General features: G+C 55.8%; 10 protein-coding genes. 8 read left to right on the top strand and 2 right to left on the bottom strand.

The genetic code is table 11. The annotated features are described in order from the left end of the window. Nucleotides 1–138 precede the first annotated feature (138 nt). Nucleotides 139–1,419 carry an alkaline phosphatase gene (locus tag GYMC52_RS13715; protein WP_013524285.1) on the bottom strand — a complete coding sequence of 427 codons (1,281 nt, stop codon included), beginning with the start codon at nt 1,417–1,419 and terminating at the stop codon, nt 139–141. Nucleotides 1,420–1,697: 278 nt separating this feature from the next. Here GYMC52_RS13715 and GYMC52_RS13710 point away from each other — a divergent pair, with 278 nt between their 5' ends. The 3 genes from GYMC52_RS13710 (at nt 1,698) to GYMC52_RS13700 (ending at nt 6,202) form a co-directional block, all read left to right on the top strand. After that, nucleotides 1,698–2,150, top strand: a complete 453-nt coding sequence (locus tag GYMC52_RS13710) for a MarR family winged helix-turn-helix transcriptional regulator (RefSeq protein ID WP_013524284.1) — start codon at nt 1,698–1,700, stop codon at nt 2,148–2,150. Then, on the top strand, nt 2,147–5,311 hold the full coding sequence (locus tag GYMC52_RS13705; protein WP_013524283.1) for an MMPL family transporter: 3,165 nt from the start codon (nt 2,147–2,149) through the stop codon (nt 5,309–5,311). The genes GYMC52_RS13710 and GYMC52_RS13705 overlap by 4 nt, the downstream gene beginning before the upstream one ends. A gap of 225 nt (nt 5,312–5,536) precedes the next feature. Next, nucleotides 5,537–6,202 (top strand): type 1 glutamine amidotransferase domain-containing protein, encoded by a 666-nt coding sequence (locus tag GYMC52_RS13700; RefSeq protein ID WP_013524282.1) that lies wholly within the window; start codon nt 5,537–5,539, stop codon nt 6,200–6,202. 628 nt (nt 6,203–6,830) lie between these two features. Here the strand turns inward: GYMC52_RS13700 and rnhC are convergent. Then, on the bottom strand, nt 6,831–7,766 hold the full coding sequence (rnhC, locus tag GYMC52_RS13695) for a ribonuclease HIII (RefSeq protein WP_013524281.1): 936 nt from the start codon (nt 7,764–7,766) through the stop codon (nt 6,831–6,833). 111 nt (nt 7,767–7,877) lie between these two features. On the opposite strand from rnhC, the gene zapA reads away from it, so the two are divergent. The 5 genes from zapA (at nt 7,878) to GYMC52_RS13670 (ending at nt 13,297) form a co-directional block, all read left to right on the top strand. Further along, the gene (gene zapA / locus GYMC52_RS13690; protein ID WP_013144547.1) at nt 7,878–8,153 is read left to right on the top strand and encodes a cell division protein ZapA; all 276 of its coding nucleotides are present in this window, start codon (nt 7,878–7,880) and stop codon (nt 8,151–8,153) included. Then, nucleotides 8,146–8,685, top strand: a complete 540-nt coding sequence (locus GYMC52_RS13685; RefSeq protein ID WP_013524280.1) for a CvpA family protein — start codon at nt 8,146–8,148, stop codon at nt 8,683–8,685. The genes zapA and GYMC52_RS13685 overlap by 8 nt, the downstream gene beginning before the upstream one ends. Nucleotides 8,686–8,775: 90 nt before the next feature. Continuing rightward, nucleotides 8,776–10,500, top strand: coding sequence for a DNA polymerase/3'-5' exonuclease PolX (gene polX / locus GYMC52_RS13680; RefSeq protein ID WP_013524279.1), 1,725 nt, complete (start codon nt 8,776–8,778; stop codon nt 10,498–10,500). A gap of 20 nt (nt 10,501–10,520) precedes the next feature. Further along, on the top strand, nt 10,521–12,875 hold the full coding sequence (locus GYMC52_RS13675) for an endonuclease MutS2 (RefSeq protein ID WP_343203257.1): 2,355 nt from the start codon (nt 10,521–10,523) through the stop codon (nt 12,873–12,875). 14 nt (nt 12,876–12,889) lie between these two features. After that, complete coding sequence (locus GYMC52_RS13670) at nt 12,890–13,297, top strand: DUF350 domain-containing protein (RefSeq protein ID WP_015375560.1); 408 nt, start codon at nt 12,890–12,892, stop codon at nt 13,295–13,297. Nucleotides 13,298–13,299: the final 2 nt, after the last annotated feature.

Genomic DNA, 13,299 nt, shown 5'->3' with positions numbered 1-13,299 from the left:
TTTGCAGGAATGATTGTTTTTTCACCGCCCTTCTAGGCAATCAGTATGGATGAATGGATAGAAAAATCTTCCCCGCAAACGATTTGTTCGCGGGGAAACGGAGATCGATGAAGGACAACGTTCGAAACACGGATGGCGTTATCTTTTGCTTTTTCCAAACAATAATTCTTCGAGAATGTCATGAATGCGCGTATTTTCATAAATGCCGGTGAATCGCTCCGCTCCCGGGCCCATGGCAGTCAGCGGCACATCGGCGGCGGTGTGGCCCGTTGTCGTCCAGTCGAGGGCGAACGTTTGCATAGAGCGGGCGATTGGAAACGGGCCGTCTTCGCCGGAGATCGTTTTGCCGTCTCCCGACTCATCCGTGCCGCCCGGCGTTTCGATCGTCAAGCCGCCGCATTCATGGTCGGCGAGCACGAGGACGAGCGTATCCCGATGGCGCTTGGCGTACTGTTTCGCTACGGCGACCGCTTCGTCAAGCTGCTGGCCCGCTTTGATCATGAGCGATCCGTTGTTTTCATGGCTCATTTCATCAATGGCTTCTTCTTCGACAACGAGGAAAAAGCCCTTTTTATTTTGCGACAGCACGTCAAGCGCTTTTTTTGTCATATCGGGCAGCGGCACGACGGGATTGTACACATCTCCTTCTCCTTCGGGGCGCTGCTGGAACATTTCTTCGTTGGCAAACAGTCCAAGCAACTTGCGGCCGGACGCTTGTTTCAGCTCATCGGCGGTGCGGACGTACGTGTAGCCGAGCTGCTTGGCGCGTTCAACCAAGTTTCCTTGCGTGCCTTTGCTTGCTTCTTCCGGATCTTCGGCTGGATGGTCGGGGTAATAGCCAGGATTTCCAGCAGGGTACCAGTAATCTTCCCCGCCGCCCAAAATGACATCCACTTTCGTTTGTTCGATGTATTGCTTGGCGATGTCGCTTTGGGCAGAGCGATTGGCGGTGTGGGCGGCAAACGCAGCCGGCGTGGCGTCCGTCACTTGGGCGGTCGTGACAAGCCCTGTTGCCTTGCCGGCTTTTTTTGCTTGTTCCAAAATCGTTTCCACCGGTTTTCTTTGCAGATCAACAGAGATGGCGCCGTTGTACGTTTTCACGCCTGAGGCGATCGCGGTCGCCGCCGCAGCGGAGTCGGTGATGAATGACTTCGAGTCGGCGGAGTTCGTATGGACAAGCCCGCTGTATGGCATATCGTCCATCTCCAATTCTCCAGCGATCCCTTTTGTGGCAAGGCGAATGGCGTTGCGATGCGCTGTGCCCATGCCGTCGCCGACAAAAAGGACGACATTTTTCACCTCAGACGGCTTCGATTGTTTCGCTGGGGCGGCCCATGCATCTTGTCCGGCTTGATGCAGCGCCAGTCCGGCGCTCAGCCCGGCGATGAGCAAAGCCGTGCGGCGTTTCGATTGGAACATCGTTCTCCTCTCCCTTTTCAGATGATTTTGTCATTTTTATTGTACAAGCCAGATGTTAAGCGTTCGTGAATGCAATGTAATGGCTTTGAAAAAATTTCCTCTCTATTCAGATTGGACGATAGAATGGTTTCTCCTTTGGCAACATTCCTTGTTGACTTTCTCTTTTTTCCTTGGTATCGTTACTAATAGTTCAACAGTTGAACAAAACGGATGACAGCTCTCCATCTACTGTTGAATCTGGTTGATTGTTCAATGATTGAACCATCGGAGGTGAATCAATGCCGGGACGAAACATCGATGAATGGATTGACCGCTATTTGTCCGTGTCGTTTCTCGTGATGAAACGCGGAGCGGCGCTTGTCAAAGGCAGTCTTTGCGAAGAGATGACGCACGATCAATATTATTTGCTTCGCTACATCCGCCGGCGGGGGACGTGCACGTCAACGGAGCTTGCGGCGATGTTCGGCGTGAATAAAAGCGCGGTGACGGCGATGACGAATCGCCTCGTCGACAAAGGCTGGCTGCGCCGCGACCGCGATGAGAGCGACCGGCGAGTCGTTGTCTTGTCGTTGACGGAACAAGGAGAAGCATGGATCGCGGAAATGGACCGAAACGTCTACCGGCTCGTCGAAGAAGTGATCGCCCGCTTCCCGGAAGAAGAAATTGAAACGTTCATCCGTACGTATGAACGGTTGGCCCGCGTGCTGCAGGAGGTGGAAGAGGCAAAATGAGAGCGATCATCAAAGGAAGATGGTTCTTGCTTGCGGCATGGATCATCATCGCAGCCGTGCTCATGGCGACTGCCCCGAACATGGGCGAGCTTGTCAGGGAAAAAGGGCAGCTGAGCGTGCCCGACGGCTACTCGTCGTCATTGGCGGCAAAATTGATCAAAGAGGCAAACGGCCAGGAAAACAAGCAAAACGAACGATCCGCGGTGCTTGTCTTTTACCAAAAAGGCGGGCTGACGGCGGACGATAAAAAAGAGATTGAACGGGCGGTAAACGCGCTCGAAAAGAAAAAAGAGGAACTTCATGTCACGAACATCGTCTCGCCGTTTGCCAACCGGGAGCTGGAAAAAGAACTCATCTCCAAAGATGGAACGACGATGCTCATTTCCGTCAGCATCGACCCGGCTGGGCGGACGGCGAAGCAATTGACCGACGCCCTGTATAAAGCAGTCGATGGCGTCAAGGTCGAGCATTATTTCACCGGCGGCTGGATGATCGATGAAGATGTCGTAGCGAGCTCGCAGGAAGGCGTGAAGAAAACGGAGGGGATCACGGTCGTCTTTATTTTAATTGTGTTGCTCGCCGTGTTCCGCTCGCCGGTGGCGCCACTCATTCCGCTGCTCGCGGTCGGGGCGACGTATGTCGTCTCGCAGTCGGTCGTTGCGTTTTTAGTAGATAAAGTGAATTTCCCCCTGTCGACGTTCACGCAAACGTTTTTAGTCGCCGTGTTGTTCGGCATCGGGACCGACTATTGCATTTTGTTGCTGAGCCGGTTTAAAGAAGAACTGGCGAAGCGCGGCGACCGGGCGGAAGCGATCGTCGCCACGTACCGGACGGCTGGGAAAACGGTGGCCGCAAGCGGCATTGCCGTCATGATCGGCTTTGCGGCGATCGGGTTGTCGACGTTTAAGCTGTACCAATCGGCGGCGGCCGTCGCCGTTGGGGTAGCGGTGCTGCTTTTGGCGCTCGTGACGCTCGTGCCGTTTTTCATGGCGGTGCTTGGCGAAAAGCTGTTTTGGCCGGTGCGGGGGAAGCTCGAGCACGGGCAAAGCCGGCTTTGGCTCGCGGCTGGCCGATTTGCGTTCGCCCGTCCGCTTCTGGCGCTGGCGATTGTCGCCGTCGTGACCGTGCCGGTGTTGGCGACGTATGATGGCAAACTGTCGTTTGATTCCATGGAAGAGATCGGCGATCATTATCGTTCCGTCAAAGCGTTTGACATCATTGCCGATCATTTCAATCCGGGAGATGCCATGCCGACGCAGGTGGTATTGAAAAGCAAAGAGCCGCTTGATTCGGAAGAAGGGCTGGCGTTGATTGAGAAAATGAGCCGTGAGATCGAAAAAGTTGATGGCGTGGCGAGCGTCCGCTCGGCGACGCGCCCGACGGGTGAGCCGATTCAGGAGCTGTTTGTCACCGAACAGGCGAAACAGCTGAAAAGCGGCCTTGGCGCCGGCAAAGAGGGCATTGAGAAAATCGGCTCCGGCCTTGAGGCGGCAAGCCAAAAGTTGTCCTCGTCCGCTCCGCAGCTGAAGAAGGCGTCATCCGGCGTCGGCCAGCTCGTCTCCGGAACGGAGCGGCTTGAAGACGGCCTGCGCCAGCTGCAAACCGGTCTCAGTCAAATTGAACAAGGGGTGCGCCGGGGAGCGATGGGCGCCGGTGAGCTGAAAAACGGCTTAGTGACGCTTCGCGACAATGCGAAAAAGCTGCAGGAAGGCGCCACGCAGCTGCTTGACGGCTACAAGCAGGCGGAACAAGGGCTGTCGGCGCTAAGCGGCCAGTACCGGCAAATCGAAGCGGGATTAAAAGCTGTCGCCGCTCAGCTTGCCGCCGTGCAGACGATGCTCGGGCAAGTCGAACAGTCGCATCCGGAACTCCGTCAAGATGGGCAATACCAACAAGCAAAAATGACGGTCGCCGCCTTGTCCGGCCAGACGAAACAAATGGCGGACGGCCTCACGCAATTGAACGGGGCGCTTGAGCAGGCGCGCGCCGGTTTGGCGAAAGCGAACGAATCGTTCGCCCAACTCGCGGCTGGTCAAGCGGCGGTCAACGGCGGCTTGGATCAAGTCATTGCCGGGCTTAGTGAGCTCGAAGCCGGATTGACGAAAGCGGCCGACGGCCAGAAACAGGCGGTTGACAAATTGCCGCAATTCTCCCGAGGGCTTGAGCAAGTGAACGGCGGCCAGCGCCAATTGCTTGAGCATTTCTCCGCGCTTGGCGGCCAGCTCGGCCAGCTTGTAAATGGCTTGGACCAAAGCGCGTCCGGCCTTCAAAAAGTGGCGGACGGCCTCGGAACGGCGGAAACGTATTTAGCCGATTTGTCATCGGCCCCGGAGAAAGAAATGGCCGGCTGGCACATGCCGAAAGAGGCGCGCGAAAGCAAAGACTTTGCGCAGGCGAAAGACGCGTATATGTCGAAAGACCGCCGCATCGTGAAGTTCGATGTCGTTTTAAAAGAAAATCCGTATTCAACATCGGCGCTCGGCCGCATCGATGACATTCGCGCCGCGGCCGAACGGGCGGTGAAAGGAACGAAGTGGGAAGACGCGACGATCGCTGTCGGCGGCGTCACCAGCACGTATGCCGATTTGCAGGCGATGTCGAACGCCGACTATCAGCGGACGGCTGTGCTCATGTTAATCGGCATTGCCATCGTGTTGACGGTGCTGCTCCGTTCGCTTATCATGCCGCTTTATTTGATCTTGTCGCTCGTGTTGACGTACTACACGTCGATGGCCGTCACCGAGCTCATTTTCGTCAACGGCCTTGGCTATGCCGGCTTGAACTGGGCGGTGTCGTTCTTCGCCTTTGTGTTGCTTTTGGCGCTCGGCATCGACTACAGCATCTTCCTCATGGATCGGTTCAACGAATACCGCGGCCGGCCGGTGAAGGAAGCGATGCTGTCGGCGATGGGCCATATGGGGACGGTCATCATCTCGGCCGCCGTCATTTTGGGCGGAACGTTCGCCGCGATGTATCCGTCCGGCGTCTTGTCGCTTTTGCAAATTGCGACGATTGTGCTGACAGGGCTCCTGCTTTACGCCCTCGTCGTCCTGCCGCTTTTCGTGCCGGTCATGGTCCGCACGTTCGGCCGCGCGAACTGGTGGCCGTTTCGGCAGCCGGCAAGCGAGACAACCGGACTGGAACAACAAAAAATCAGTTAAGAAGGCGGGCCAACGCCGCTTCCCGAGATCCAGGAAGCGGCGTTCTTTTTTAGGGAGAACGGAAAGGATGTCGTCCTTCTAATCAAGAGAATATATGTTCTATTCGTGTTGCTTGATTCCCCTCAATAATGATTCCATTTCACAAGCATATTTTTTCCGCTTTTGCCCAACGTAAAGTATGATGAGTAGTAGAGAACATTCCAGAACCTAAAGGAGGGCTGCCGCATGTCGAAACGAGTGCTCATGGTGGTGACGAACCATACGACGATCACCGACGACCATAAAACCGGGCTTTGGCTGGAAGAGTTTGCCGTGCCGTATTTGGTGTTTCAAGAAAAAGGGTATGACGTGAAAGTGGCGAGCATTCAAGGCGGCGAGGTGCCGCTTGACCCGCGCAGCATCAACGAAAAAGATCCGTCTTGGGCCGAGGCGGAAGCGGCGCTGAAACATACAGCGCGCTTAAGCAAAGACGATGCACACGGGTTTGACGCCATTTTCCTTCCCGGTGGACACGGGACGATGTTCGATTTTCCCGACAATGAAACGCTGCAATACGTCTTGCAGCAGTTTGCCGAAGACGGCCGGATCATCGCCGCCGTCTGCCACGGTCCGTCGGGGCTGGTGAACGCCACATACAAAGACGGTACGCCGATTGTGAAAGGAAAAACGGTCACGTCGTTTACAGACGAAGAAGAACGCGAAGTCGGGCTTGACGTCCATATGCCGTTTTTGTTGGAGTCCACCTTGCGCCTGCGCGGGGCGAATTTCGTCCGCGGCGGGAAGTGGACCGATTTCTCCGTGCGCGACGGCAACTTGATCACTGGGCAAAACCCGCAATCGAGCCGAAGCACGGCGGAGAAAGTCGTCGCCGCGCTGGAAGAACTGGCGTGAGCGATATCGGCTGAACTCGTTCATTCATAGGCAAGACGCTGCCTCTCTTTTGGCGCGTCTTGTTTTTTTGGCACGATTTTCTGGCCGTTGTCCGGAAATGAATCCCGGTCAGTCAAGAGTTTGTGGAGAACTCTTTTCGGTTCACCACGTATGTTGTCGACCACCAGTTAGCAAACCATTTTTATGTATTGATGTCGTAAGCGTTTTTGGACTTTCATCTGTCATGGTAAGGTAGTGAAGCTGCAATCGATTTTTTACACCAAAACAAAATTCCGAAGAACTGACAGTGCTTAATGGGGCGGCATCCCGGACGACTGATGAAGATAAGGGATATTTTGACGTACCGTACCGGGATTACAATTCTTTCACGTTCTGCTGGAATGGATTATTTTGTACGAGCAACGGAAAAATCGAAGGCCATCGATGGCGCGGCAGAATAGGCTGTCTAATGATCCCGGCTCACTAGGCTGGATGGGGACAGCCTTTTGGTTGTTTGCGGATGAAAAACGATTTTTCTTCATAACACCCCAATATGTGGTATGGGGGGAAACGGTGTCGTTCAGTTACTACGGGGCGACCTGTGCAACGGAGCCAACGCTGCCGTTTCCCATGGGTGTGAAGGAAACCACTACCGGCGCTTGGCGATGTCAAGCGCCTTTTTCGTATTGGCGAAATGAAGCTTGGCGCACGTCTCGAGCATCTCTTCCCCTCGCTCGCGGATGATCCGGGCCGCGGCTTCGTCAACGATGGCGCCGGCGCCTTTTGGAAGCGGGAGGCCGATGGAGTGGGATAATCGCTCCATTTCGTCTAAAAACACATAGCGGGCGATGATCGAGGCGGCGGCGACTGATACGTGCACGCTTTCCGCCTTTGGAAGGCAGTGCACCCGCTCGCGGATGATGCGATCTTCATCGGAAAGGTAACGGAAATACGAATCCCGTTTTAAAAATTCGTCGATGATGATTGCTTCTGGTTCGATCGGCGCGATGGCGTCAACGAGTTTCGCGAGCGTCCGGTTGTGAAGCAGCGCCTTCATTTTCGTCTGCGGCATGCCGCTTCGCTGCCAGCGGTTGTATTCGGCGTTATCAAGCACGGTGACGGCATAAGGCGCCGTTTCCATGATGGCTGGCGCGATCCGTTTGATCGCCTCATCGTTCAATTGTTTCGAATCTTTCACGCCAAGCGCCGCGATTTTGGCGATATGCGACCGATCAACGTAGGCGGCGGCGACGACGATCGGGCCGAAATAGTCCCCGGTGCCGACTTCATCCGAACCGATCGCAGAAAGCTTCTCGAGCCTACGTTCCAATGGGGGCGAGGCGGTCTCTCTCTCCTGTCGTTTGCCTGGATCAGCCCCCCTCTTCCCCATCCATTTCGCTGCTTCTTGCTCCGCCGCTTTCCCTTGAAACAGCACTTTCCCCGAGCGGTAGGCGGTGATGACGACATCCGGGCGCTTGACGGCAAACAAAGCTCCAGCCGGAAGCCGGTCGGACAAGGCGTCTTCGTAGTGGGCGCGCAAGGCGTCAAGCAGCTGTTGGTCGGCTTGAATCACATAGTTTGACAACGTTCCGTCGCTCCTTTATCTTCTCTATCGTCGCTGTGTGTCGCATCTTTCCATTATACCAGCGTTCATGATATGATAAACAGTAGGATTTTGCGAAATGGGGGAGAAAGTTTGACAGGACAGCCAAAAACGCGGGTGAGCGTCCGCATCTATGGTCAAGACTACACGATCGTCGGCGCGGAAAGCCCGGCCCATATCCGGCTCGTGGCGGCGTTCGTTGACGATAAAATGCATGAATTCAGTGAGAAAAATCCGATGCTCGATGTGCCGAAACTGGCCGTGTTGACGGCCGTCAACATCGCCAGTGAGTATCTCAAATTGAAAGAAGAATATCAACGGCTGGCGGAAAAGCTGAAACAGGAAAAGGACGGGAAACAGGATGATTGATGTCGTGCTGCTGTTTATCCTGCTGCTGGGGGCGATGATCGGGCTGAAGCGCGGCTTTATTCTCCAATTCATTCATATGGCCGGGTTTTTCATTGCCTTTTTCGCTGCTTATCAGTATTATGAGCGGTTTGTACCGACATTGCGCCTTTGGATTCCATATCCGACGTTCGGCGATCCGGAGACGATGAAGCTGCTGTTTCAGAGCACCCATTTAGACGATGCCTATTATCGAGCGATTTCCTTTGCTCTTTTATTTTTTGTGGTGAAAATCGTGCTTCAAATCGTCGGCTCGATGCTCGATTTCGTCGCCCAGCTGCCGCTGTTGCGCAGCGTCAACCGTCTGGCGGGGGCGGCGCTCGGATTTGCGGAAGTGTATTTGCTCGTCTTTTTGCTTTTGTATATCGGGGCGCTCGTGCCGATTGACAGCGTGCAGGAGCAGCTGCAGCATTCGCTCATGGCGACCGTGATTGTGAAACATACGCCGGTGTTGTCGGAGATGCTTGGCAACTGGTGGATTCATGGCCGCGTCTGATGACCTGCTTGAAGGACGACAAACGCTTTCACCGATTCATGACTGTGTTTGCTGGAATGTGGCCGTGGTGTTGGAAAGAGAGGGGACGGCATGGACATAAACAAAAAAGATGTCATCCGCCTGTTGGAAACGATTGCGTTATATTTGGAAATCAAAGGGGAGAATCCGTTTAAAGTGAACGCATTCCGCAAGGCGGCAAGCGCGTTGGAGGCGGATGAACGAAGCCTGACGGAAATCAGCGACTTTACCGCCATCCCTGGCATCGGCAAAAGCACAGCGGCGATCATCACCGAATTTATCAAGAGCGGCTCGTCGTCGGTGCTGAATGAACTAAAACACGATGTTCCGGAGACGCTGCTCGCCTTGCTCAAACTGCCGGGGCTTGGCGGCAAAAAAATCGCCAAGCTGCATCAGGAGCTTGGCATTGTCGATATGGACGGATTGAAAGAAGCGTGCTTGGCTGGAAAAGTGCGCGCGCTTGCCGGTTTTGGCGCGAAAACGGAAGAAAAGCTGCTTGCGGCCATTGAAAAGGCAGGCAAACGCCCCGAGCGGCTGCCGCTCGCTCGGGTGCTCGCGATCGCGGCGGACATTGAACGCCAGCTCGCTTGTCTTGAAGGCGTGATTCGCTTCTCGCGGGCCGGCAGCTTGCGGCGCTTGAACGAAACGGTGAAAGATTTGGATTATGTCATCGCTACCGACCGTCCGGCCGAGGTGCGCGACGGGCTGCTCGGCTTTGAGCGCGTCCGCGGGGTGCTCGCCGCTGGGGAGACGAAAGTGTCGCTTCTTTTCCAGTATGAGGATGAAGTGGCCGTTGACTTTCGGCTGGTCAGCGAGGCGCAATTCGCGACCGCGCTTCATCATTTCACCGGATCGAAGGAGCATAACGTGCGCATGCGCCAGCTCGCCAAAGAGCGCGGCGAGAAAATCAGCGAATACGGCGTGGAAGACGAAGCGACAGGCAAGGTGAAAACGTTCCCGGATGAAGCGGCGTTTTACGCCCATTTCGGGCTGCCGCACATTCCGCCGGAGCTGCGTGAAGATGGCACGGAAATCGAGCGGTTTTCCGCTGATCGGCCGCTTGTGCGCCTTGAAGACATTCAAGGCGATTTGCATATGCATTCGGCGTGGAGCGACGGAGCATGTTCGCTTGCGGAGCTCGCTGAGGCGTGCCGCCGCCGCGGCTACCGGTATATCGCCATCACCGACCATTCGCACTATTTGAAAGTCGCCAACGGCTTGACCCCGGATCGGTTGCGGCGCCAGCGCGAGGAAATTGAGCGGCTGAACGCGCGCTATTCGGATTTTACGATTTTGGCCGGCATTGAGATGGATATTTTGCCGGACGGGACGCTCGATTACGACGATGACGTGCTCAAGGAGCTTGATTTTGTCATCGCCGCCATTCACTCTGCGTTCAAACAGCCGCGCGAGACGATCATGAAACGGCTTGAGGCGGCGCTTCGCCACCCGTACGTCGATGTCATTGCCCACCCGACCGGAAGGCTGATCGGCCAGCGCGACGGCTATGACGTCGATATCGAGCGGCTCATCGAGCTGGCGGCGGAGACGAACACGGTGCTTGAGTTAAACGCCAACCCAAACCGGCTCGACTTGTCGGCGGCCTACGTGAAAAAAGCCGAGGAAGCGGGGGCGTATATTGCCATTAACACGGACGCCCACCATTTGGACATGCTCGAGGATATGGCGATCGGCGTAGCGACGGCAAGAAAAGGTTGGATCTATAAGGAAACGGTCATCAACACATGGCCGCTTGAAAAGCTGCAACAGTTTTTGCGCGACAAACGAAAGAAATGAATCAGCTGGGGGTCAGATACGTGCAACGAAAAGTGCTTCACACCTTGGAGTTCGATAAAGTGAAAGAGCAGTTGGCTGAGCATGCGTCCTCGCCGCTCGGTTTGGAAAAAATCGACGCTCTCATGCCGTCATCCGACTTGGAGGAGGTGGCCGCTTGGCTTGAGGAAACGGATGAGGCGGCTGCCGTTTTGCGGCTTGCTGGCTATGCGCCGCTTGACGGAGCGGTGGACATTCGCCCTCATTTGAAACGGGCGGCGATCGGCGGCACGCTCAGCCCGCAAGAGCTGCTTGAAGTGGCGGCCACCTCGGCCGCAAGCCGGCAAATGAAGCGGCTGATTATGGATCTGCATGAAGAGCACGGGGGATTGGACCGTCTGTCCACTTATGCCGATGAGCTCGTGGAGGTGCCGGCGCTTGAACATGACATTCGCCGCTCGATCGATGACCATGGCGAAGTGCTGGATGCCGCAAGCGACCGCCTCCGCTCGCTGCGCGGGCAAATTCGGTCATTGGAAGCGCGCATCCGCGAGAAACTCGAAAGCATCATCCGCTCGCCGTCGGCGCAAAAGCGGCTGTCGGACGCCATCATTACGATCCGCAATGACCGATATGTCATCCCGGTGAAACAAGAGTATCGCGGCGCCTACGGCGGCATCGTCCACGACCAGTCGGCGTCCGGGGCGACGCTGTTTATTGAACCGCAGGCGGTCGTCGAGTTGAACAATGCGCTCCGCGAAGCGCGGGCGAAAGAAAAGCAAGAAATCGAACGCATTTTGCGCGAACTTTCGGCAAAAGTCGCTGAGCAGGCCGAGCCGCTTGCTCGGGCGGTCGAAGCGCTCGCGGCGCTTGATTTTGCGTTCGCCAAGGCGAAATACGCCCGCCGGTTGCAAGCCGCGAAGCCAGCGGTCAATAGCCGAGGCTATCTTCGCTTTTTGCAGGCACGCCATCCGCTGCTGGATCAAGAAAAGGCGGTGCCCAATGACATTGAACTCGGCGGCGACTATACGACGATCGTCATCACCGGGCCGAACACCGGCGGAAAAACGGTGACGTTAAAAACGATCGGCTTGTTGACGCTCATGGCGCAAGCGGGGCTGTTCATCCCGGCGGCCGACGGATCGGAAGCAGCGGTGTTCCGTTCCGTTTTCGCCGATATTGGCGACGAGCAGTCGATCGAACAAAGCTTGAGCACGTTCTCGTCCCATATGGTCAATATTGTTGATATTTTGCGCCTTGTCGATGGTGAAAGCCTTGTGCTGTTTGACGAGCTTGGGGCTGGCACCGACCCGCAGGAAGGGGCGGCGCTCGCGATCGCCATCTTGGATGAAGTGCACGGGCGCGGGGCGCGGACGGTGGCGACGACGCATTATCCCGAATTGAAAGCGTACGGCTACAACCGTCCCGGTGTCGTGAACGCCAGCGTCGAGTTTGACACCGAAACGCTCCGCCCGACGTATAAACTGTTGATCGGCATCCCCGGCCGCAGCAACGCCTTTGATATTTCGCGCCGCCTTGGGCTTGATGAACGCATCATCGAGCGGGCGAAAGCGCAAGTGAGCGCGGAAAGCCATAACGTCGAAAACATGATCGCGTCGCTTGAACGGAGCAAAAAGCAAGCGGAGGAAGAGGAAGCGCGGGCGCGGGCGGCGCTGGAGGAGGCTGAGCGTCTGCGCGCCGAATGGGAACAAAAATGGGAAGAGCTCGAAGAAGAAAAAGCGGAGCGGCTGGCGGAAGCAACGCAAAAAGCAGCCGACATCATCCGCGCCGCGGAACGCGAAGCCGAGCGGATCATTCAAGAGCTGCGCCGCTTGCAAAAAGAAAAGCAGGCGGAAGTGAAAGAGCATGAGCTCGTCGAGGCGAAACAGCGGCTCGCTGCCGCTATGCCGAAAGTGGAGAAGCGGAAAAAGGCGAAAAAGGCTGCTTCACGCCATGTGTTCCAGCCGGGTGATGAAGTGAAGGTGACGAGCCTCAACCAAAAAGGCTATTTGATCGAAAAAGTGTCGGACGACGAATGGCAAGTGCAGCTCGGCATTTTAAAAATGAAAATCCGTGAACGCGATTTGGAGTATATCGGCAGCGCGTCGGCGAAAGATGTGACGCCGATTGCGACGGTGAAAGGCAAGGACGCCCATGTGAGTCTCGAGCTTGACTTGCGCGGCGAACGGTACGAAGACGCTCTCATTCGGCTTGAGAAATACTTGGATGATGCTGTGCTCGCCGGATATGCGCGCGTTTCGATCATCCACGGCAAAGGGACGGGCGCGCTCCGCCAAGGAGTGCAGCAGTTTTTAAAACAACACCGGGCGGTGAAAAGCTTCCGGTTCGGAGAGGCGAATGAAGGCGGCACCGGGGTGACGATCGTGGAACTGAAATGATGGGGGCGATGGCAATGGCGTCGTTTTGGGAGCACGACATGGTGAAAACGGCGGCCAATTTCAGCGTCGCCGTGTTGTGCATCGTCGTCTTTTTAGCCGTATTTGAATTGGTGACGAAGTACAAAAACTGGGAAGAGATTCGCAAAGGCAATGTGGCGGTGGCGATGGCAACCGGCGGGAAAATTTTCGGCATCGCCAACATTTTTCGCTATGCGCTCGCCCGCCATGAGTCGCTGCCGTCGATGATTGGCTGGGGGCTGTACGGGTTTTTGCTTCTGCTCGCCGCGTACTTTATTTACGAATTTTTGACGCCGAAATTCAATATTGATGACGAAATTGCCAATGACAACCGGGCCGTCGGCTTGATTTCCATGGTGATTTCCGTCGGCTTGTCGTTTGTCATCGGCGAAGGCATTCAGTAAAG

Source organism: Geobacillus sp. Y412MC52, from assembly GCF_000174795.2.
In the GTDB taxonomy this organism is placed as follows: domain Bacteria; phylum Bacillota; class Bacilli; order Bacillales; family Anoxybacillaceae; genus Geobacillus; species Geobacillus thermoleovorans.
The sequence above is the reverse complement of the archived record's forward strand: the minus strand, read 5'-3'. Positions and strand labels throughout refer to the sequence as shown.

Coding starts and splice junctions, on each gene's coding strand:
- GYMC52_RS13715 (WP_013524285.1), bottom strand. CDS start 1,419: ATGTTCCAATCGAAACGCCGCACGGCTTTGCTCATCGCCGGGCTGAGC.
- GYMC52_RS13705 (WP_013524283.1), top strand. CDS start 2,147: ATGAGAGCGATCATCAAAGGAAGATGGTTCTTGCTTGCGGCATGGATC.
- GYMC52_RS13685 (WP_013524280.1), top strand. CDS start 8,146: ATGATTGATGTCGTGCTGCTGTTTATCCTGCTGCTGGGGGCGATGATC.
- polX (WP_013524279.1), top strand. CDS start 8,776: ATGGACATAAACAAAAAAGATGTCATCCGCCTGTTGGAAACGATTGCG.
- GYMC52_RS13670 (WP_015375560.1), top strand. CDS start 12,890: ATGGCGTCGTTTTGGGAGCACGACATGGTGAAAACGGCGGCCAATTTC.
- GYMC52_RS13710 (WP_013524284.1), top strand. CDS start 1,698: ATGCCGGGACGAAACATCGATGAATGGATTGACCGCTATTTGTCCGTG.
- GYMC52_RS13700 (WP_013524282.1), top strand. CDS start 5,537: ATGTCGAAACGAGTGCTCATGGTGGTGACGAACCATACGACGATCACC.